Here is a 20,644-nt window from a genome sequence, read left to right as displayed (position 1 = left end):
GGAACCCGGACAGAGCCGGTGAGGAGGGGCGAGCCGCGGCTGGCCGCGGGCCCGGGTTTCGTTTTTCCCAGATTCTGGACTTCCCACACTGCGGGAAGATAGTATCGCGTCGTGGGACAGCATAGCGGTATCGGAGTACTGGACAAAGCCGTGGCCGTGCTGCAGGCCGTCGCCGAGGACCCGTGCGGGCTGGCGGAACTGTGCACGCGCACCGGGCTTCCTCGTGCGACGGCGCACCGGCTCGCGGTCGGGCTCGAAGTGCATCGCCTGTTGCGGCGAGGGCCGGACGGGCGCTGGCGGCCGGGCACCGCGCTCGCCGAACTCGCGGGCGGTTCGACCGACCCGTTGCTCGACGCGGCGAGTTCGGTGCTGCCGAAGCTTCGGGACATCACCGGCGAAAGCGTTCAGCTTTACCGGCGCGACGGCGTGCAGCGCGTGTGCGTTTCGACCGCGGAACCGCCGAGCGGTTTGCGCGACACGGTTCCGATCGGTTCGCGCCTGCCGATGACGGCGGGCTCGGGCGCGAAGGTCCTTGCCGCGTGGTCGGATCCGCACACGCAGCGGACGATCCTCGCCGACGCGGTTTACGGCGAACGCACTCTGCTCGAGGTGCGCCGCCGCGGCTGGGCGCAAAGCGTCGCCGAACGCGAGCCCGGCGTCGCGAGCGTTTCGGCCCCGGTGCGCGATTCCTCCGGCACGGTCGTCGCCGCGGTGTCGGTCTCCGGCCCGATCGAACGCATAGGGCGCAAGCCCGGCGCCCGGTGGGCGGCGGATCTCCTCGCCGCCGCCGACGCGCTCCAGGAACGCCTCTGACGCCCGGCTCCCACCACGCGCCAACCCCAGGCCGCCTCTCCGCCACCCCGGCGGGAGGCGGCCTTTTCTCTCCCTTGAGACGAACGGCCTCTCCGCAACGCATTGCCGCGACTGCCCTCAGCCGCCTCGTCGCCTCTCCGACGGGAGGCGGCCTTTCGCCCCGACGCCTCTCGCCCTGACGCGAACGCACTCTCCTCAACGCACGCCGCAACTGGCTCCAGTTGCCTCGTCACCACACCGGCATGAGACAGCCTTTTCGCATCGGCACCCCTCCCTCGACACGAACGCACTCCCCTCAACGCACGCCGCAGCCGACTCCAGCCGCCCCTGCGCGAGGCCGCCTTTCGCACAAACGATCCCCACCGATGCGGCCCATCGAGAACCCGCCGCTCAACGCACCCCGCGATCGAACCCAAAGCACCGCCGAACGCGAACCCGGCACCGCGAACGTCTTCGCCCGGCGCGCGATTCCTCCGGCACAGCCATCACCGCGGCAGCGACCCGGCCGAACGCACCGCCCCGCAAGCCCGCCCGGCAGAGCTCCCCGCCGCCGGCGACCCGCCCCCGGGAACGCCTCCGCCGCCCGGCCCGCCGCTCCGCCACGCCCGTGCGAGGCAGTCTTTTTCGCGCGGTTTTCGATCGTCCTCAGTAGACCGTCCGGCCCCTTCGGAGGTCGTCCGAGCGGCCGCGCGGCAGCCGGCCGCGAACCCGCAAGAAAAGGCAAAACCGCAGGACAGCGGGTGTCTACATGCGACTTTGCCGGTGCCGCAAGCACTCTCGCGGGTCTTCCGGCCAGTGAAAGAATCCGGCGCTTCGAGCCTCCCGCCCGCCGTCCGGTTACCCGACACGGCAACGAAAAAGGCAGGTCCCGATTGGACTTGCGAAGTCTATGGGTGATAATGACTGCGTTCGGCCTGTATGGCCGTATAAAACAAGTTCTGGTTGGAGGAACTGGAATGGCCAACAAGGCCCAGCTGATCGAAGCTCTGTCGGAGCGCATCGGCGACAAGAAGGCAGCCGCGGAAGCCGTCGACGGTCTCGTCGACATCATCATCCGCACCGTCCACAAGGGCGAAAAGGTCACCATCACCGGCTTCGGTGTCTTCGAAAAGCGCGCTCGTGCCGCCCGCACCGCGCGCAACCCGCGCACCGGCGAAGCCGTGCGGGTCAAGAAGACCAACGTTCCGGCGTTCCGCGCGGGCACCACGTTCAAGGACGTCATCTCCGGCTCCAAGAAGCTGCCGAAGGCGACTGCCGTGAAGCGTGCGACCGCCAGCACCGCGAAGGCGACCGCCACCCGCGCCACGGCGACGACCACCACTCGCGCCAAGGCCGCCGCTGCCAAGCCGGCCGCCACCCGCACCCGCGCCACCGCGGCCAAGGCTCCCGCCAAGGCCACCGCCGCGAAGGCCACCACCACCCGCGCCAAGGCGACCGCCACCAAGGCCACCGCGGCCAAGGCGGCTCCGAAGGCCACCACCACGCGGGCGAAGGCCGCCGCCAAGCCGGCCGCCAAGAAGACCACGGCGACCGCGAAGAAGGCTCCGGCCAAGCGCACCTCGGCCGCGAAGAAGAAGTAACTCCGGTTCCCCGGAACCTGACCGCAAGCCCCGCCCGGCTTCTCCCCGGGCGGGGCTTGCCGCATCTCTGCCCTTTTTTCCCGCCCCGCGCGCACTGTCCGGCATTCGGAGCAAACCGCGCAGCCCGCGCCGATTCCGAAGCGGCGGCAGAGCGCCGCCAAGATCCGTTGGCGCGCTTGCCCGTCCGGATCTCGCGGACCGCGAAGCGACAGCCGGTACGACAACCGGGTCCGGGCGGCGGGCATTGTCCCCGCCGGGCCACATCCGCGCAGCGCGAAGGAAATCGACGAAACTGCTCGCCGTTTTCCCGATCACATCGGCCATCTCGCGGCCGTCTCCAGTCGATCACCTGTTCCCCCAAGCAACTGCGAACGCCCGCGCGAAGCGGTCGCCGGGGTTTCCTTGCTGTGCCCGGCTCGCCACCAAGCGTGGCCGTCGGGTGTCCGCGATCACCCAGGCCACGCAAGGTCCACAACAGACTTTCGGGTTGTTATGCGAACGTGACAACCACACACCGTGGCCGCAGGTAATCCAGTCGGGCGAACAGGCGAATCCGGACTGGTTTCGCCAGCGCACACCGTCTTTTCCCCGCTGCCGCACCGGTGTCTCGCGAGCGCGCGCACCGCGCCGGCGAAAGTGGGTGCCGGGCCACGAAAACCGGCCGTCATCGGTGAACCGGTCGCGCGATCGGCTCCGATCAGTGTTGGTCTATGCAATCATGTCGCCCGGCAAGGACCCCGAATGCGAGAACATGAGACGACTGTGCCGATAGTTCGTGTGGAGAAGCTGTACAAAGTGTTCGGCCGCCGGGCGGAAGAAGCGGTCGGCAAGCTGGAGAACGGCGCCGACCGCGCCGAATTGGAGCTGCCCGGCGTGACCGCGGCGGTGATCGACGCCTCCTTCACCGTGGAGCGCGGCGAAATTTTCGTGGTGATGGGACTGTCCGGTTCGGGCAAGTCGACCCTGCTGCGCACGCTGAACGGATTGCTCCCGGCCACTTCCGGCCGGGTGCTGGTCGACGACATCGACCTGACCGACAAGTCCGCGGGACAGGTGCGCGAGCTGCGCCAGCGGCGGATGAGCATGGTGTTCCAGCACTTCGCGCTGTTCCCGCACCGCACGGTCGCGGAGAACGTCGCCTACGGGCTGAGCGTGCAGAACGCTCCGCGCGAGCGGCAGCGCGAACGCACCGCCGAAGCGCTGGAGATGGTCGGGCTCACCGGATGGGAGGACCGGTTGCCCGGTCAGCTTTCCGGCGGGATGCGCCAGCGCGTCGGCCTCGCCCGCGCGCTGGCCGCGGACACCGAGATCCTGCTGATGGACGAGGCGTTCAGCGCGCTGGACCCGTTGATCCGCAAGGAGATGCAGGACCAGCTCCTGACGCTGCAGCGGCAGCTGGGCAAAACGATCGTGTTCATCACGCACGACCTCAACGAGGCCATGCGCCTCGGCGACCGGATCGCGATGATGCGCGACGGCCGGATCGTGCAGGTCGCGACCGCGCAGGAGATGCTCACCGAACCGGCCGACGAATACGTCGCGAAGTTCGTCCGCGATGTCGACCGTTCCCGGGTGCTCACCGCGTCCGCCGTGATGGCGCCCGCGGACATCTCGTTCACCCCGGCCACGACCGTCGCCGAAGCGCTGGAAACGATGCGCCGGAACGAACTCTCGGGCGTGCTGGTGACCGAGGACGGCAAGTTCGCCGGCGCGGTCGACCGGCGCACGGTGAGCGAAGCCGCCGACCGCGGCACGGAAACCATCGCCGGGCTCGTCGACCGTTCCGCCGCGCGCACCGCCCCGGAAACCCAGATGGCCGACCTGTTCGGCCACGCCGCTTCCGCGCCCGCGCCGCTCGCGGTGGTCGACGACGGCGGCGTGCTGCTCGGCGCGGTGACCCGCGAGGCGCTGCTGAACGCGCTGAGCTCAGGAGAAAACGACGAACAGGAGGTGAACGCCCGTGTCTGACAGCGTCCTCTTCGGCGATCTGCCGCAGATTCCCGTCGGCACCTGGTTCAAGGCGATCATCGACTGGCTGCAGGGCAACATCGGCCCGTTCTTCGATTTCGTCGAAACCGTCGTCAGCGGCGCGATCAACGGACTTTCCTCGGCCCTGACCTGGGTGCCGTGGCCCGTGCTGCTCGTGATTTTCGCGGCGCTCGGCTGGTGGCTGCGCGGCTGGAAGTTCGGCCTCGGCTCGGCGATCGGGTTCGCGCTCATCGACAGCCTCCGCGAATTCCCGTCCGCGATGCAGACCCTGTCGCAGGTGCTGATTTCCGGCGTGGTCGCGGTGGTGATCGCGGTGCCGGTCGGGATCGCGGCCGCGCGCAACGAAACAGTGAGCCGGATCGTGAAGCCGGTGCTGGACTTCATGCAGACGCTGCCCGCGTTCGTGTACCTGATCCCGGTCATCTTCTTCTTCTCGATCGGCGCGGTGCCGGGCGTGGTGGCGACTGTCGTGTTCTCGCTGCCGCCGGGCGTGCGGCTGACCGAACTCGGCATCCGCCAGGTCGACCCGGAAATGGTCGAGGCGGGCGAGGCGTTCGGCTCGCCGCCGCGGCGGATCCTGCGGGAGATCCAGATCCCGCTCGCGATGCCGTCGATCATGGCCGGGATCAACCAGATCATCATGCTGTCGCTGTCGATGGTCGTGATCTCCGGCATGGTCGGCGCGCCGGGACTCGGCGCCGAGGTGTACGCCGCGGTCACGAGCCTCAAGCTGGACCTGGGTTTCCAAGCCGGTCTCAGCGTCGTCGTGCTGGCGATCTACCTCGACCGGCTCACCTCCTCGCTCGGGGCGCGCTCGGCGGTGGGCCGCGCCCTCCGCCGGTCCGACGCGGCCTGATCCACCTCCACCGCAACGAGAAAGGACGAACGAGTGCGCACATCGAAACGCTTCGGCCGGATCATCGCCATCGGCGCCGCCGTGACGGCCCTGGTCGGCCTCACCGCGGCGTGCGGCGGCCGGGAGTCCCAGTCGGGCAACAGCCAGGAAGCCAAGAGCGTCACCATCGGCTACATCAACTGGGACGAGGACGTCGCCCTCACCAACCTGTACCAGGCGGTGCTGGAGGAGAAGGGCTACCAGGTCAAGACGCAGATGCTCGACGTCGGCCCGATCTACGCGGGTCTCGCGAAGGGCGACGTCGACCTGTTCCTCGACTCGTGGCTGCCCGCGACGCACAAGCAGTACTGGGACCAGTACCACAACCAGCTCGAAGACCTGGGCGTCTGGTACGACAAGGCGACGCTGAACCTCGCCGTGCCGAACTACGTGAGCGACGTCAACAGCATCGCCGACCTCAAGGACAAGGCGAGCATGTTCGGCGGCAAGATCACCGGCATCGAGGCGAGCGCGGGCGAGACGGGCATCGTGCAGAAGGACGCGATCCCGCAGTACGGCCTCGACGGCGCGATGACCCTGCAGAACTCGTCGACCACCGCGATGCTGGCCGCGCTCGACAGCTCGATCAAGGCGAAGAAGCCGATCGTCGTGACGCTGTGGCACCCGCACTGGGCGTACTCGCGCTACCAGCTCAAGGATCTCAAGGACCCGAAGGGCGCGATGGGCAAGGGCGAGCAGATCCACGCGCTGGGCCGCAAGGGCTTCGAGAAGGACTTCCCGGCGCTCGCCGGCGTGGCCAAGAAGCTGAAGATGTCCGACGCGGACCTCGGTTCGCTCGAGGACGCGATCCAGAAGGCCCCGAAGGGCCAGGAGAAGACCGCCGCCAAGCAGTGGGCGGATCAGCACAAGCAGTTCGTGGACCAGGCTTTCGCCGGTCTCTGAACCAGCGCCGGACGACCCCGCCTCCCGTTCGCCGGGACGGCGGGGTCGTTTCTTTTTCAACCTGCGGGGCAGTTGAAGTGGCCCGATTCCCCCTGATTCGTTGCCCAGCACCGTTATCGAGCGGAATCCGCCGCGCGATGCGGCACACTGGGCACATGTCTCGCGCGCCGATTTCTGCCCGCACCGACGTACCCGACGACGTCGACGCGGTCACCGAAGCCGTGCTCACCGCTTCCCGGCTGCTCGTCGCGGTGTCCGCGCGGTCCATCGCCTCCGTCGGCGACCTCGTCACGGTGCCGCAATTCCGGCTGCTGGTGGTGCTGCACTCCCGCGGCCCGCTGAAACAGGCCACGCTCGCCGAACATCTCGGTGTCACGCCGTCCACCGCGAGCCGGATGATCGACCGCCTGGTCGCCGTCGCGCTGGTCGCCCGGCTGGGCAATCCGTCGTCCCGGCGCGAGGTCGTCATCGAACTCACCCGGGAAGGCGACCGAATCGTGCGCGCCGTCACGCAGCGGCGGCGTCGCGAAATCGCCGCCATCGTGGCGAAAATGCCCGAATCGGCCCGCCGCGGCCTGGTCGACGCGCTGACCGCGTTCGCCGAAGCCGGCGGCGAACCGCCCGCCGGAAATCCGGCCGACGCCGTCTGGGTCTAAATTTCCGCCGCCACCGCGCGAATTCCGTCGGTCACTTCTTTCGCCGACGGAGCTTCCTCCGGATCGAGCAGCCATTGCACCATCAGCCCGATCACCAACGCGCTCTGCGCCGCTCCGCCGACCCCGGCGCGCGCCTCCCGTAACCCCTGCACGAGGTGCCCGCGCACGTCCGATGACCGTTCGGCCTGCACGAGCGCTTCAAGCTGCGCGACCCACAACGCGCGGTGCTCGCCGAAGCTGTCGATCAGCCGTTGCAGTCCCTGCTCGGAAAGATCGAACGACGAATCCGCGACCTGCCCGCCCAGTTCGTCGACCGCCGCCACCAGCGCCTGCGTCAGCAACGCGTCCCGCGACCCGAAGTGGTAGCCGATCGCCGCGTGACTGACCCCCGCCGCGGCCGCGATGTCGCGCACCGTCGTGTTGCCCCAGCCCCGCTCGATCAAGCAGCGCTTCGCCCCGGCCATCAGATCCTCGCGATTGCCCATGGCGCACAGCCTAGCCGAATTCTTGCCCAGATGGTTTATCCGGATGGTTTGACCAAATGGTCAAGCACCGGCTACGGTCTCTCCCATGGCCTCCTCGAACGTCCTGATCTCCGGTGCCGGCGTGGCCGGCGCCACCCTCGCCGAACTCCTCACCCGCTCCGGCCACCGCGTGACGATCGTCGAACGCGCCCCCGCCCTCCGGCACACCGGTTACGCCGTGGATTTCCGCGGCGCCGCCTTCGATGTCCTGTCCGAACTGGGCATCCTCGACGACGTCCGCCAGCACGACACGAAAATGACCGGCACCGCCATCGTCGACCGCGACGGCACCCAGGTGGACCTGCTGCCCGCCGAAGCTTTCGCGGGCGAACTGGAGGTGCCGAAGCACGTCCTGAACGAGCTGCTGTACGACCTGACTGTCGATCATGTCGAGTACCGCTTCGGCACCTCGATCACGGCGCTGACGCAAACTGAGGCCGCCGTGACCGCGGAACTGACCGACGGCTCCACGGAGACCTACGACCTCGTTTTCGGCGCGGACGGCGTGTACTCGAAGGTCCGCCAGCTGGCCTTCGCCCCGCACTCAGCGGTGTTGCAGCACCTTGGCCTCTCCGGCGCGGGCTTCACCATGCCGAACTTCCTGGACTTGGACCACAGCGGCCTCCTCCGCACCGCCGACGGCACCGCGGTCTACCTGTTCAGCTCAGCAGATCCAGACCGTCTCACCGTGAGCCTGTCCTTCGGAACGACCTCGGGAGCCCTCGACCGCCTCCCCCGCTCCGAGCAGGAAGCAGCGACACGCGCCGCCTTCGCCGGTGACGCTTGGCACACGCCTCGCCTGCTCGAGGCGATGTCGGAGGCTTCGGATTTCTACTTCAGCTCGAGCACCCAGGTGCACCTGGACCACTGGTCGACCGGCCGCATCGCCCTGGTGGGAGACGCCGGATACTGCGCCGCGCCCACGGCGGGCATGGGCACCTCGCAAGCCCTGCTCGGCGCCCGTTCACTGGCCCGGCACCTGACGGCCGCGGCATACCCGGAGGCCTTCGCTCGGTACGAGGCCGAACTCCGGCCGTATGTGACCGAAAACCAGGCGAATGGCCGCTCAGCGGCCGCGATGTTCGGCGGCGCACCGGATTGATCTTTGCTTTCCCCGATACCAGCACAGACAACAAAGCCCGGTTGATCTGTACTGATCAACCGGGCTGACTGTACCCCCGATGGGATTCGAACCCACGCTACCGGCGTGAGAGGCCGGCGTCCTAGGCCGCTAGACGACGGGGGCTTAGGAACTTCCCCGTTTCCGGGGCTTTTCTTGCGAGAGAGAACTTACCAGAAGCGATTTCGCACTTCCGAGAGGGGGTCCTCTCTTGCAGCTGGGGTACCAGGACTCGAACCTAGACTAACTGGACCAGAACCAGTCGTGCTGCCAATTACACCATACCCCAGTGAGGTACTTTCCCGGTTGCCCAGGTCAGTGCCGCACGAGAAGAAATACTAGAACATCCCGCCGCGGACCGTCGCAGCGGGGGTCCCCGCCGCCCGCGGGGCGGGCACGCCGACCGTCGCGTACTCCGAAACCAGCAGCTCAGGAAGCTCGTCGAGCCCGCTCACGGTGTGCACCCCCTCCGGAGCCCGCTCGCCGGTGCGACTGGTCCCGTCGCGATCGAGCCAGACCGCGCCGAGTCCCGCGCCGAACGCGCCGATCGCGTCGGTGTCGAGCTTGTCCCCGACGTGCACCGTGCGCTCCGGCGGGCAGTCCAGCGCCAGGCAGACCGAACCGAACATCACCGGATCGGGTTTCGCGACCCCGACCTCGCCCGCGATCGCGACATGGTCGAAAAACGGCGCCAGCCCCAGTTCCGCGATTTTCTGCCGCTGATGAACCCCTGAGGCGTTCGTCACCGCGGCCAGCTGAAGCCCCGCGGCCCGCAGCCATTCAAGACAGGGAAGAACGTCGTCGAATAACCGCCAGGACCGCGCCAAAATCTCCCTCCGGCGCGCCTCGAACGCGCTCACTTGCGCGGAGTCGCCGAAGATCCCCAACTCGGCGAGGAAACATTCAGTACGCCGGTGATGCATGACGTCGTAACCGAGTTTCCCCGCGACAACGAGCGCGACGTGCTCCTCGGTGATCAAATCCCACAACGGCCAAAGATCGTCGCGCCCCGTGAGCGCGTGCAGCGTGCGCCGGATCGCGGCGGTGCAGTCGATCAACGTGTCATCGATGTCGAGGCAAACCAGGCTCAACTCAGGAGGCGCCCACGGTTCGCGACCGGCAGCGGCCGGCGGGGCAGTACGAGCGCGCGACAGAGCGGCCGGGGCGAAATCCACCCCGTGAGGCTAGGGCACTCGCCGCGTTCGCAACGCGGCCAAAAAGGTGATTACCCCAGAGCTGTTGCCGCTGACCGGCTCTACCCCCGGTGCGCAAAGTGTCCGCCCGGTGACGTTCACCACCACCCCAGAGGGCCGAGCGAGTGAAAGACGCTTACTCCACGCTCCCCTCGAAAACTTACCAATTCCGAACGCTCTCCCCCGCGGCCGACACCACCGCCCCTCGCGTCCGCGCCGAGAACCCTGTAGCCATAACCCTTTCGCCGCCCCGGAGTCGGCACCCCTCAGCCTTGACTGTCCTCAAAGCAACAACAACCACGCATAAGTTCCGCGACCGAACCAACCACCCGAAATTCTTTCCGGAAATATCCCCGCCCCGCTCATTCCGACCAGATGGCGGCGTCCCCCATCCCGCCGGAGATCCACATACGTGAACCACAGGCCATTACGCAAACTCCCCACATTCTGGCCTCCTGCGGAGTACATCAACTGCACTGTCGGCACCAGCCAGTGGCGCTTCCCGCCCCGTCCTCTTGCCTCCCCTCTTCCCCCGCCTCCCGCCTCTTCCCCCCGCTTCCCGCCAGTTCCCGTCGCGCCCCTCGCTTCCCGCCTCCTCCCCTCGCCTCCCGTCACTTCCCCTCGCCTCCCTCACTTCCCGAGGGCACCACAACAGCCGATCCTCACCACGATCCCCGGTGGGCAAACATGCCCACGGTCCCGCCTTCGCTGCCCGTCTCCTATGAAGCAATCCCCACCCGCTTGAAGCCCCTCAATCCCGCCCGCAGCCATCCGCCGCCTGCTCCTTCCTCCGTTGCTTCCCGATTCCCTGCTTCCTTCGCTTCTCCCTGCTTCCTTCGCTTCTCCCTGCTCCCTTCGCCTCTCCCTGCCTGCCTCGCCTTGGCTCCGCCCTCCTGACCCCGCCTCGCCTTCGCTCCACCCTCCTTGCCTCGCCTTGCTTCACCTGCCCGCCCCCCCGGTCCACCTAGCCTTGCCCCCTTCCTGTCCGCCCCCTTCCTGTCCGCCCCCTTCCCGCACCTCACCCCTCTCGCATCGCCCTCCCCTCGACTGCCACTCCCCAACTCCCCGCCAGCACCCGGCCCACCCCATCGGCCGACTTGACGCACCCTCCGCCCAAGGTGCATCCTCAACTTATTCAACAGATGATGAATAAGAGGGGAGCTGGGGACGATGACTGAGCACACGGGCTGCGTCATAGTCGGCGGCGGACCGGCGGGCATGGTGGCGGGATTGCTCCTGGCCCGAGCAGGCGTAGCGGTAACCGTGCTGGAAAAGCACGCGGACTTCCTCCGCGATTTCCGCGGCGACACCGTCCACCCGTCGACGCTCAGGCTCCTGGACGAACTGGGCCTGGGCGAGAAATTCGAAGCGCTGCCGCACACCAAGGTGACCGCGGTCGGACTCCCCACTCCCGACGGCGGCGCCCTGACCATCGCCGACATGTCGCTGCTGAACGTCCCCCGCCCCTACGTAGCGATGGTCCCCCAATGGGATTTCCTGGACCTGCTCGCCGAGACAGCGCAAAAAGAGCCGACCTTCACCCTGCGGCTCGAAACCGAAATGACCGGCCTGCTCCGCTCGGGCCGCCGAGTCACCGGCGTCCGCTACCGCACCGCCGACGGCACCGAAGGCGAACTGAAAGCCAACCTGGTCATCGCCGCCGACGGACGCTGGTCACTGGCCCGCCGCTCAGCCGGCCTCACCCCGCGCGAGTACTACACCCCGTTCGACGCCTGGTGGTTCCGTCTCTCCCGGAAGGCCGAAGAACAGGAAGCCGCGCTGGTGCCGAGGATGCGCAACCACCGCTTCGCGGTGCCGTTGCCGCGCAAGGGCTACTACCAGATCGCCTACCTCACGCCGAAGGGCAAAGACCTGAAGGCCGCCAGCATCGAAAGCTTCCGCCGCGACGTCACCGAGGTCTGCCCGGAATTCGCCGACCGCGTGCACGAACTCAAGTCCATGGACGACGTCAAGTTCCTCAACGTCCGCCTCAACCGCCTGCGCCGCTGGCACGTCGACGGCCTGCTCTGCATAGGAGACGCCGCCCATGCGATGTCGCCAGTCGGCGGTGTCGGAATCAACCTGGCAGTCCAAGACGCCGTCGCCACCGCGAGGCTGCTGGCCGACCCGCTCCTCCGAGGCAAGCCAACCGAAAAGGACCTCACCGCCGTCCGCCGCCGTCGCCTCCTGCCGACCGTTGCCGTTCAAGGACTGCAGCGCCTGCTCCACCGCCGCGTGATGGGTCCCGTCATGACCGGCCACGCCGACGGTCCCCCGCCCCAGTTGATCGCCCTGCTCAAGCGCTTTCCGAAACTCTCTCGAGTTCCGGCGTACCTCATCGGCGTAGGCATCCGCCGCGAATCCGCCCCAGCCTTCGCCCGCCGTCCAGCAGAACCAGCCAGCCGCTAACCCGCGACCGGGTTCGCCACCAACTGGCAACGCCGAGCACCTCTCGCCTGCGCCGACGCACCCGCCCACCGGCAGCACCCGCCGGTGGGCCAGGGCCAGACGACGGCAACGCACTTTCGCCGCCCAGCGGCAACAGCGCCGCAGACTCGCCACCCGACCATCAGCCGCGCTCTCGCCACCTACCGGCAACAACGCCGACCACTAGGCAGCTCAAGCACCGACCGTCTTTCGCCGCTCCGAGGCAACAGCGCCGACTGCTCACCAAGCGAAGCGCCAACCACCATGTCGCCACTCATCGGCAACAGCCCCCGCCGCTCCCCTTTCCGAGCAGCGATCGCCTCTCGCCGCCGTGCGGCAACAACGCCTACCACTCACCAAGTGAGGCACCAGCCGCCATTCGCCGCTCAATGGCAACAGCACCCGCCGCCCACCGCTCAAGCAACGATCGCCTGTCGCCGCTCAACGGCAACGGCTGCCACCACCCCTGGCACGAGCCACCCGCTCGCCACCGAGCGGCAACAGCCCAAGCCACCGCAGCCTCACCCCGACGGCCAAAACCGACCCCGACCAGGGATTCGCCACTAAACGGCAACGCCCGAACCCACTCCACCGAGCCGCTGTCGCTGCTGGGCGGCAACGTCCGAGCCCGCCCCTCCAAACCACTGTCGCCACAAAACGACGACAGCCAGTTCAGAGGTCCTGAACCGGGTTCGTCAGAGTCCCGATGCCGTCGATCGTGATGGACACCGACTGCCCGTTGACGATCGGACCGACCCCCTCCGGCGTGCCGGTCAGGATCACGTCGCCGGGAAGAAGCGTCATCACCCGCGACACGAACTCGACCAGTTCGGGCACCTTGTGCACGAGGTCCGAAGTCCGGCCGTCCTGCTTCAGCTCGCCGTCGACCTCGCTGCGGAGCGCCAGGTCGGACGGGTCGATCGACGTGTCGATCCACGGACCGAGCGGGCAGAACGTGTCGAACCCCTTCGCCCGGCCCCACTGGCCGTCCGACTTCTGCAGGTCGCGCGCGCTCACGTCGTTCGCGACCGTGTAGCCGAGGATCGCACTGGCCGCGCGGGCCGCGGGCACGTTCTTGACCGGCTGTCCGATGACGACCGCGAGTTCGCCCTCGAAGTCGACGCGTCCGACGTCCGACGGACGGCGGATCGGAGCGTTCGGCCCCACCACCGTCGTGGACGGCTTGATGAACAGCATCGGCTCGGACGGCAACTCGTTGCCGAACTCCGCCGCGTGCTTCGCGTAGTTCCTGCCGACCGCGATCACCTTCGACGGCAGGATAGGCGCGAGCAGCCGGACGTCGGCCAGCGGCCAGCGCTTGCCGGTGAAGTTCGGCTGGCCGAACGGATGTTCCGCGATCTCCAGGACCTGAGCATCGTCGCCGTCCCCCTCGATCGAAGCGAACGCGACACCACTGGGATGAGCAATACGAGCTAGACGCACGGCACCAGTCTACGTACCCCCACCGACTGTCGCGCACCCCGAGCGCGCGACAGGTCCCCTCGCTCCATTCCGCACGACCGGACCCCTCGCACCAGCTGACCCACCGTGACGAAACTGGCGCGAAAGGACCCTCCGCACCCGCCAGAAACGACCACCCGAACAACCAGCCTCAGCACCAACGCGAACGGCCACCAACGACTTCGACTGTGAGCCGCAATACGCACCACACGAAGGCCGGACACGAAAGCATCAACGCGCCCAGCAAACCGGTATCACCCGCCCACAGCAGCCACCCCCAGCTCAGGCGCCGACTGCACCGACGCGACCGCCAGGCTCTTGTGGACCAACGCGTCGCACAACGCCAGCCAGCTCGCCTCAACGATGTTGCCGTGCACGCCCACCGTCGTCCATTCGTGTTCGCCGTCACTCGTTTCGAGAAGCACCCGCGTGACGGCGTCCGTACCTGGATTCGACGGCAGAATCCGTACCTTGTAGTCAGCCAGCTCAATGCTGTCCAACCAGGACAGATACGGCGTCAACGCCTGGCGCAGCGCGGCGTCGAGGGCGTGCACCGGGCCGTTCCCCTCCGCGGTCGCGATGACTCGCTCGCCCGCGACATGCACCTTCACTGTCGCCTCGGAAACGACTTCGCCGTCCGGGCGGTGGTCCAGCACCACCCGGTACGACTCGAGATCGAACGGCGGCGGATCCGACTTTTCGCCGGAAACCTCCTCGACCTCGCGACGCAGCAACAGCCCCAGCGACGCGTCGGCCGCTTCGAACGACCAGCCTTCCGATTCGAGTTCCTTCACCTTCCGCACTGCGTTCGTCAATGCGTCGGGCCGGCCGGCAAGGTCGACCCCGAGTTCACGTCCCTTGAGCTCGAGACTGGCCCTGCCGGCCATCTCAGTGACCAGTACTCGCATGCCGTTGCCGACGGAAGACGGATCGATGTGGTTGTACAACAACGGATCCACCTTGATCGCGCTCGCGTGCAGCCCCGCCTTGTGGGCGAAAGCGGACGACCCGACGTAAGCCTGGTGGGTGTCGGGTGCGAGGTTGGCGATTTCGGCCAAAGCATGGGAGACGCGAGTGAGCTCGGCGGCCCCTCCGGTCGGGAGGACCTCCATTCCGAGCTTGGTCACGAGGTTTCCCGCCACGGCGAACAGGTCGGCGTTGCCCGCCCGTTCCCCGTAGCCGTTCGCGGTGCACTGCACGTGCGTCGCGCCGGCCTGCACCGCAGCGACAGAATTCGCTACGGCACAGGAAGTGTCATCCTGGCAATGGATTCCGAGCCGGAATCCGGTCTTTTCCTTGATCCCGCCTACGGTTTCGGCAAGTCCTAGCGGCAACTGCCCACCGTTGGTATCGCACAGCACGAGAACGTCCGCACCAGCGTGCGCCGCCGCGTCGAGCACTCGCAGCGAGGTTTCGGGAGAGAAGGCATATCCGTCGAAAAAGTGTTCTGCGTCAAGGAAAACGCGACGCCCTTCACCGACGAGGAACGCGACCGTGTCCCGCACCATCGCGCACGCCTCGTCGACGTCGACCCGCAGGGCCCGCTCGATGTGCCGAAGGTCCGATTTGGCCACCAGGGTGATGACCGGAGCCGCCGAGTCCAAAAGCGCGCGGACCTGCGGATCCTTGTCCGCCGCGGTTCCCGCCTTGCGCGTGGAACCGAACGCTACGAGCGCGGCGTGCTTGAGCGGCAATTCCCCCTGTGCCGCGCGGGAAAAGAACTCCGTGTCCTTCGGCAACGCACCCGGCCAGCCGCCCTCGATGAACCCGACACCCAGCTCGTCCAACAGCCGCGCGACGGCCAGCTTGTCCGTGACGGAGTAGGTGATCCCTTCGCGCTGAGCACCGTCGCGCAAAGTCGTGTCGTAGAGGTGGAAGGCATCGCCGAGCGGCGTGCCGGCGGGTTCCGTGCGGGTCACGGTGTTCTCCTTGTGGCGGGGCAGAACCTGGTCCAGGCAACAAAAAAACCTCCCGCATGGGTGCGAGAGGTTGCGCGCCGGTAGCTCTTGTGGAGCTTCTATCCGGCGCGCAAGGCAATAATGACGGAGATGGCGGTCATGTCGGCCATCATGCCACAGCTTCGCCCGGCTTCCAAGCTCCGGGCGAAGCATCCCACCTTCTGAGAGCCGTCAGCCGGGCAGATTCGCCAGGTAGCGGCCGAATTCCTCGACCGCGGCCGCATTTCGCGGCCCCTCCACCAAAGCCGCATACGGCAGCGCGAAGAAGCGTCCTTCCTTCACCGCCGGGATGTCCTGCAGGCCAGGACGTGAACGAAGGAAGTTCTCCTTGTCGGCCACACTGCCGACCTCGCCGCTGTAGTCGTTGATGAGGATGACGTCCGGCGCGCGCTGGATCACGGCTTCCCAGCTGACGCTGGTCCAGCTGTCGTTGAGGTCCGCGAAGATGTTGGCACCACCCGATTTGGTGATGATTTCGTCCGGACCCGCGTTGCGTCCGGAGGTGAATGGCTGGTCACGGCCGTCGTCGTAGAGGAACACCTGGGGTTTCGGCCGTCCGGTCTGCACCGCGTTCGTGACAGCCGCGACCCGTGCGCGGTACTCTTCGATCAAACGTTCTGCACGATCACTGATCCCAAAGATTTTCCCCAGATTGCGCACATCTGTGTACAGCGCGTCGAGCGGTCGCATAATGCCCCGTTGCTTGCCATTGCCGTTGCGGCACGCCTCGGTGAGCAAGTAGCTGGAGATGCCCAGCTTCGCGAGGGAGTCCGGGGTGAACCCGGTTGCTTCGGAGAAGCCGTAGTTCCAGCCCGCGAACACGAGGTCCGCTCCTGCCCCCTGCACCACCTCACGGTTGATCTTCTCCGCGAGCTTGGGCACCTTGGCGAAATCGGCTTTCCACGGCGACGAGGCCACGCCGCCGGACTGTCCTTTGTCGACCACGTAACCGGCCATCCGGTCGCCCAGGCCGAGCGCGAACATCAGCTCGGTGATGCCGATGTCATTCGTCACGACCCGCGAAGGAGGTTTGGACACGGTCAACGACGAACCGCAGTTGGTCACCGTCACGGGAAACCCGGCCGGGGCGGCTCCACCGTCCCCTTCGGACACCTGAGCGCCACATCCAGTGGCGACGAGGGCGACCGTCACGATCAACGCGACTGCCTTACGCATGACTGTCCTCCGGAGACTCGAGCAGGTCGAACAACAACTGCGGACGGCCCGTGGCGGGGTGCGGCACCACATGCCCGCGCACCCCGAACACATCGGCGAGCAGAGCAGGCGTGAGCACCTCGGCCGGGGTTCCGCTCGCGACGAGGCGGCCGTGGTCGAGCACATGCACCACGTCGCACACGGCGGCGGCCAGGTTCAAGTCGTGCAGCGCGGCCAGCACCGTCGGTCCGCTGGTGCGAGCGAGCGCGAGGACTTCGAGCTGGTGCCGGATGTCGAGGTGGTTGGTCGGCTCGTCGAGCACCAGGATCCGGGGCTGCTGCGCGAGTGCGCGCGCGATCAGCACACGCTGCCGTTCGCCGCCGGACAAAGTGAGCACGCCTCGCTCGGCCAGGTGCGCCAGGCCCACTTGAGCCAGCGCGCCGGCGCACACCCGGCGGTCGGCCGCGCTCATGCGGTCGAGCAGGCCGTGATGCGGCATCCGGCCCATCGCCACCACTTCGGCGACGGTGAAGTCGAACTCCGCATGCGATTCCTGCGCTACCGCGGCGATCGCGCGCGCCCGCTTTCGCGGTGCCATGCCGTCCACCGGCTGGCCGTCGGCCAGAACAGCCCCGGCGGACGGCTTGAGCACTTGGTACACAGCGCGCAAAGTCGTCGACTTTCCGCTGCCGTTCGGGCCGAGCAGTCCGACGAACTGGCCTTGCCGAGCTTCGAGGGTCACGTCGTCGACCAGCTTGCGACCGGCCGCGGTCACGCTGACGCCATTGAGCGAGAGGTCCATTCACGCACCCCCGAATACGTAGGCGCGACGACGCATCAAGAGCAGGAAGGCCGGCACCCCGACCGCCGCGGTCAGCACCCCGATCGGCAGTTCCTCGGGTGCGGCGAGCACCCGCGCCGCGACGTCCACCCACACCAGGAAAACCGCGCCGGCAAGCGGTGCCACGGCCAGCACCCGGCGATGATCGGCACCGACGACCAGCCGCACCAGGTGGGGAAGGATCAGCCCGACGAATCCGATCGCCCCGCTCACCGCGACCAGGACCCCGGTCATGGCAGCGCAAACGACGAAGAGAAGGACCCGCAGTTTCCCGACGTCGACGCCGAGAGTCGTCGCCGCCTCGTCGCCCATGGCGAGCGCGTTGAGCCGCCCGGACAGCGCCAGCAACAACAAGACCCCGCCGACCACCACGATCGCGGCGATCGGCAGCGTGCCCCAGTTCGCCCCGGCGAGACTGCCGAGAAGCCAAAACAGCGCCGACCGCGCGGCCTCGCCGTTCGGCGCTTGGAAAACGATGACCGTGGTGATCGCGAAGAACCCATAGGACAACGTCGTTCCGGTGAGCACCAGACGCAGTGGTGTAAGTCCTTGCCGCGTACGGGCGACGAGATAAACGATCAAAGTCGCGGCGAGCGCGGCCGCGAACGCTCCGACCGACAACGCGTAGATCCCGAGCGATGCGAAGACGCCGAACAACGTCACCGCTGTCGCGCCAACGGACGCGCCCGAAGAAATGCCCAGCACGTACGGCTCGGCGAGCGCGTTGCGAACCATCGCTTGAATCGCGACGCCGACAGTCGACAACCCAGCACCGACGACCACTGCCAGCAGGACGCGGGGAAGCCGAAGGTCCCAGATGATCCGGTACTCCCCGACCTCGTCCGCGCTGATCGTCCCGCCGAACAGCCCTGCGCGGAGAAAGGCCCACGTGTGAGTGACCGGAACCGCCACCGTCCCGATCCCGACCGCGACGACGATCGACCCGAGCAACGCCACTGCAAGCCCCAGCAGCACCGGCGTCAGAGACCGTCGCCGCTGAACGGCAACGGCTCCGACCTGGGGTTCGCCACTCAACGGCGACGCAACCTGCCGGCTTCGAGGTGCGCCTGCCCGCGACGACGCAACCCACTCGCCCGGGGATTCGCCGATTCGCGGCGAAACAGCCCGCAGACTCTGCGATTCGCCAATCGACGACGACACAACCCGCTGGCTCTCGGGCTCGCCGATTCGCAGCGACACAACTCGCTCGTTCGCGGATTCGCCGCTCAACGGCGACGCGGACCGCCGGCCCTGCGATTCGCCAATCGACGACGACACAACCTGCTGGCTCTGGGATTCGCCAATCCGCGGCGAAACCTGCCCCTCACCCACCGGATCATCCAACGGCGAGACAACACGAGCACCGGAGCCAGTCAAATCACGGCTAACCGAGTCGTCGGCCTGCAACTCGTCGGCCGGCGGCTCGCCGCGATGCCCCGAGTTGCCGCGAAGCGGCGAATCCGCCGCCGCAGCAGAACCACCGTGGAGACTCGAGCCTCGGGTCCCGCCATCGCTGTCGGATGGCGAAACACCAGAACCACTATCGCCAGAAACCGGCGAACCCCCGCCCCCGCCCACGGGTCCGGGAAATACAGAACGTCCTTCAGAAGGAGGCGAAGACGAAGACACCGGCGACGACCCAATCGAGACATTGGGCCCGCAAAAGACGGCAGCCGCCGGCGGCGGGAGTGTCGTCTCCCGCAGACCACGACGGGAGGGGACGAGGTTCGAGGAACCTCCGCCGGTATCGGGCTCGCCTTCGGCTCCCGAGAGAGGGAGCCGAAGGCCTACCGTTGCGGGTCAGCGCCGGATTTCGACCGGCTTCCGCGGCGGGGGTCCGAAAAACTCAGGACGGGGTCAGCCGGCCTGACGCGCGTTGGACGAGACGAGCGCCGCGAGGCGGTCGCCGATCGCCTGGGTCGCGCCGGGGGACGACTGGTCGCGCGTGGCGAGGTCGAACGCCACCGAGGCCTCGATCCGCCGCGCCGCTTCCTTCTGGCCGAGGTGGTCCAGCAGGAGCGACACCGACAGCACCGCGGCGGTCGGGTCCGCGAGGCCCTGGCCGGCGATGTCCGGCGCACTGCCGTGCACCGGCTCGAACATGCTCGGGTTGCGGCGCGTGATGTCGAGGTTCCCGCTGGCCGCGAGGCCGATGCCGCCGGTCACCGCGGCCGCGAGGTCGGTGATGATGTCGCCGAAGAGGTTGTCGGTGACGATCACGTCGAACCGCGACGGGTCGGTGACCAGGTGGATCGTGGCGGCGTCCACGTGCGAGTACGCGACGGTGACGTCCGGGTGCTCCAGCGAAACCTCTTCGACGATCCGCGACCACAGCGAACCGGCGTGCTCCAGCACGTTGGTCTTGTGCACGAGCGTGAGGTGCTTGCGCGGCCGCTCTTCGGCACGGTTGAACGCGTCCGCGACCACGCGCCGCACGCCGAAGGCCGTGTTGACGCTGACCTCGGTGGCGATCTCGTGCTCGGTGTCCTTGCGCAGCAGGCCGCCGTTGCCCGCGTACGGGCCTTCGGTTCCTTCGCGCACCACGACCATGTCGACGTCCCCGGCGTCGGCCAGCGGGCCGCGCACTCCGGGGTACAGCCGCGCCGGGCGCAGGTTCACGTGGTGGTCCAGTTCGAACCGCAGCCGCAGCAGCAGGCCGCGCTCGAGGATGCCGCTGGGCACCGTCGGGTCGCCGACCGCGCCGAGCAGGATCGCGTCGTGCTGGCGCAGTTCGCCGAGCACCGACTCCGGGAGCAGCTCCCCGGTGGCGTGCCACCGCGAGGCGCCGAGGTCGTAGTTCGTGATCTCCGCCGCCGGTGCTACCTCACCGAGCACCTTGAGCGCCTCGGAGACCACCTCGGGCCCGATCCCGTCCCCTGGGATCACCGCGAGCCGCATCCACACACCTCCGTAGCCCAGGCCACCGGGCGCACCGATGGCCCATTCGCACAAAAACGCCAGCAGCGGAAGGTTACCGGCCGTAGACAAGGTGCCGTAGCCGCACCACCCTTATGCCGCATCCTCCCACAGGGTGAGACACCCGTTCGGGCGAACGGAAACGGGGGCTTGCCCAGGCCGGACAGCCTTGGCAAGCCCCCGCGTCTCGCTATGCGGCCGCTTCCGCGGCAT

The 20,644-nt window shown here is 67.8% G+C and carries 16 protein-coding genes, 2 tRNA genes and 1 riboswitch; of the genes, 8 read left to right on the top strand and 10 right to left on the bottom strand.

Translation table 11 applies throughout. From position 1 onward, the window contains the following. Window positions 1–111: 111 nt before the first annotated feature. The 6 genes from L3Q65_RS44815 to L3Q65_RS44790 all read left to right on the top strand — a co-directional run bounded on the left by L3Q65_RS44815 (window position 112) and on the right by L3Q65_RS44790 (window position 6,836). Window positions 112–813 carry an IclR family transcriptional regulator gene (locus L3Q65_RS44815; RefSeq protein ID WP_009074079.1) on the top strand — a complete coding sequence of 234 codons (702 nt, stop codon included), beginning with the start codon at window positions 112–114 and terminating at the stop codon, window positions 811–813. A 956-nt stretch (window positions 814–1,769) separates the two neighbouring features. Continuing rightward, complete coding sequence (locus L3Q65_RS44810) at window positions 1,770–2,393, top strand: HU family DNA-binding protein (protein ID WP_116206583.1); 624 nt, start codon at window positions 1,770–1,772, stop codon at window positions 2,391–2,393. A gap of 741 nt (window positions 2,394–3,134) precedes the next feature. After that, a complete protein-coding gene (locus tag L3Q65_RS44805; protein ID WP_237598345.1) occupies window positions 3,135–4,361 on the top strand; it encodes a glycine betaine/L-proline ABC transporter ATP-binding protein in 1,227 nt (408 codons plus the stop codon). Then, window positions 4,354–5,238 (top strand): proline/glycine betaine ABC transporter permease, encoded by an 885-nt coding sequence (locus L3Q65_RS44800; RefSeq protein ID WP_304504540.1) that lies wholly within the window; start codon window positions 4,354–4,356, stop codon window positions 5,236–5,238. The genes L3Q65_RS44805 and L3Q65_RS44800 overlap by 8 nt, the downstream gene beginning before the upstream one ends. Before the next feature lie 33 nt (window positions 5,239–5,271). Next, window positions 5,272–6,180 carry a glycine betaine ABC transporter substrate-binding protein gene (locus L3Q65_RS44795; RefSeq protein ID WP_182892204.1) on the top strand — a complete coding sequence of 303 codons (909 nt, stop codon included), beginning with the start codon at window positions 5,272–5,274 and terminating at the stop codon, window positions 6,178–6,180. A 155-nt stretch (window positions 6,181–6,335) separates the two neighbouring features. Next, window positions 6,336–6,836, top strand: a complete 501-nt coding sequence (locus tag L3Q65_RS44790; protein WP_220507452.1) for a MarR family winged helix-turn-helix transcriptional regulator — start codon at window positions 6,336–6,338, stop codon at window positions 6,834–6,836. Here L3Q65_RS44790 and L3Q65_RS44785 read toward each other — a convergent pair. Continuing rightward, the gene (locus tag L3Q65_RS44785; protein ID WP_237598344.1) at window positions 6,833–7,321 is read right to left on the bottom strand and encodes a TetR family transcriptional regulator; all 489 of its coding nucleotides are present in this window, start codon (window positions 7,319–7,321) and stop codon (window positions 6,833–6,835) included. The genes L3Q65_RS44790 and L3Q65_RS44785 overlap by 4 nt on opposite strands. Window positions 7,322–7,406: 85 nt before the next feature. Here L3Q65_RS44785 and L3Q65_RS44780 point away from each other — a divergent pair, with 85 nt between their 5' ends. Then, window positions 7,407–8,462, top strand: a complete 1,056-nt coding sequence (locus tag L3Q65_RS44780) for an FAD-dependent monooxygenase (RefSeq protein WP_237598343.1) — start codon at window positions 7,407–7,409, stop codon at window positions 8,460–8,462. Window positions 8,463–8,533: 71 nt separating this feature from the next. Here L3Q65_RS44780 and L3Q65_RS44775 read toward each other — a convergent pair. From L3Q65_RS44775 to L3Q65_RS44765, 3 genes are all read right to left on the bottom strand, one after another. Beyond that, a tRNA-Glu gene (locus L3Q65_RS44775) sits at window positions 8,534–8,606 on the bottom strand. A 91-nt stretch (window positions 8,607–8,697) separates the two neighbouring features. Beyond that, a tRNA-Gln gene (locus tag L3Q65_RS44770) sits at window positions 8,698–8,769 on the bottom strand. 49 nt (window positions 8,770–8,818) lie between these two features. Next, a complete protein-coding gene (locus L3Q65_RS44765) occupies window positions 8,819–9,655 on the bottom strand; it encodes an HAD family hydrolase (RefSeq protein WP_182892208.1) in 837 nt (278 codons plus the stop codon). A 1,188-nt stretch (window positions 9,656–10,843) separates the two neighbouring features. Here L3Q65_RS44765 and L3Q65_RS44760 point away from each other — a divergent pair. After that, the gene (locus tag L3Q65_RS44760) at window positions 10,844–12,082 is read left to right on the top strand and encodes an FAD-dependent oxidoreductase (protein WP_237598342.1); all 1,239 of its coding nucleotides are present in this window, start codon (window positions 10,844–10,846) and stop codon (window positions 12,080–12,082) included. 690 nt (window positions 12,083–12,772) lie between these two features. On the opposite strand, the gene L3Q65_RS44755 is transcribed toward L3Q65_RS44760, so the two are convergent. The 6 genes from L3Q65_RS44755 to L3Q65_RS44730 form a co-directional block, all read right to left on the bottom strand. Further along, window positions 12,773–13,543 (bottom strand): fumarylacetoacetate hydrolase family protein, encoded by a 771-nt coding sequence (locus tag L3Q65_RS44755; protein ID WP_182892210.1) that lies wholly within the window; start codon window positions 13,541–13,543, stop codon window positions 12,773–12,775. A gap of 272 nt (window positions 13,544–13,815) precedes the next feature. Further along, entirely contained in the window at window positions 13,816–15,480 is a 1,665-nt protein-coding gene (gene cimA, locus L3Q65_RS44750) for a citramalate synthase (protein ID WP_182892211.1), read from the bottom strand. A 210-nt stretch (window positions 15,481–15,690) separates the two neighbouring features. After that, window positions 15,691–16,503, bottom strand: coding sequence for an ABC transporter substrate-binding protein (locus tag L3Q65_RS44745; RefSeq protein ID WP_237598341.1), 813 nt, complete (start codon window positions 16,501–16,503; stop codon window positions 15,691–15,693). 184 nt (window positions 16,504–16,687) lie between these two features. Beyond that, window positions 16,688–17,476, bottom strand: coding sequence for an ABC transporter ATP-binding protein (locus L3Q65_RS44740; protein ID WP_237598340.1), 789 nt, complete (start codon window positions 17,474–17,476; stop codon window positions 16,688–16,690). Then, the gene (locus L3Q65_RS44735) at window positions 17,477–18,490 is read right to left on the bottom strand and encodes a FecCD family ABC transporter permease (protein ID WP_370648156.1); all 1,014 of its coding nucleotides are present in this window, start codon (window positions 18,488–18,490) and stop codon (window positions 17,477–17,479) included. 769 nt (window positions 18,491–19,259) lie between these two features. Further along, window positions 19,260–19,341: riboswitch (cobalamin riboswitch) on the bottom strand. 31 nt (window positions 19,342–19,372) lie between these two features. Beyond that, window positions 19,373–20,413, bottom strand: coding sequence for a 3-isopropylmalate dehydrogenase (locus L3Q65_RS44730; RefSeq protein WP_182892214.1), 1,041 nt, complete (start codon window positions 20,411–20,413; stop codon window positions 19,373–19,375). Between the last annotated feature and the right edge of the window lie 231 nt (window positions 20,414–20,644).

Source organism: Amycolatopsis sp. FU40 (assembly GCF_021903635.1).
GTDB lineage: Bacteria > Actinomycetota > Actinomycetes > Mycobacteriales > Pseudonocardiaceae > Amycolatopsis > Amycolatopsis dendrobii.
Note: the sequence above shows the minus strand (reverse complement) of the source record. Positions and strands in the feature narration are given on the sequence as shown.

What these genes read in the sequence shown, in the direction of transcription:
- L3Q65_RS44780 (WP_237598343.1), top strand. Translation starts at nt 7,407, where the DNA reads ATGGCCTCCTCGAACGTCCTGATCTCCGGTGCCGGCGTGGCCGGCGCC.
- L3Q65_RS44810 (WP_116206583.1), top strand. Translation starts at nt 1,770, where the DNA reads ATGGCCAACAAGGCCCAGCTGATCGAAGCTCTGTCGGAGCGCATCGGC.
- L3Q65_RS44745 (WP_237598341.1), bottom strand. Translation starts at nt 16,503, where the DNA reads ATGTTCGCGCTCGGCCTGGGCGACCGGATGGCCGGTTACGTGGTCGAC.
- L3Q65_RS44785 (WP_237598344.1), bottom strand. Translation starts at nt 7,321, where the DNA reads ATGGGCAATCGCGAGGATCTGATGGCCGGGGCGAAGCGCTGCTTGATC.
- L3Q65_RS44790 (WP_220507452.1), top strand. Translation starts at nt 6,336, where the DNA reads ATGTCTCGCGCGCCGATTTCTGCCCGCACCGACGTACCCGACGACGTC.
- L3Q65_RS44805 (WP_237598345.1), top strand. Translation starts at nt 3,135, where the DNA reads ATGCGAGAACATGAGACGACTGTGCCGATAGTTCGTGTGGAGAAGCTG.
- L3Q65_RS44740 (WP_237598340.1), bottom strand. Translation starts at nt 17,476, where the DNA reads ATGGACCTCTCGCTCAATGGCGTCAGCGTGACCGCGGCCGGTCGCAAG.
- L3Q65_RS44730 (WP_182892214.1), bottom strand. Translation starts at nt 20,413, where the DNA reads ATGCGGCTCGCGGTGATCCCAGGGGACGGGATCGGGCCCGAGGTGGTC.
- L3Q65_RS44760 (WP_237598342.1), top strand. Translation starts at nt 10,844, where the DNA reads ATGACTGAGCACACGGGCTGCGTCATAGTCGGCGGCGGACCGGCGGGC.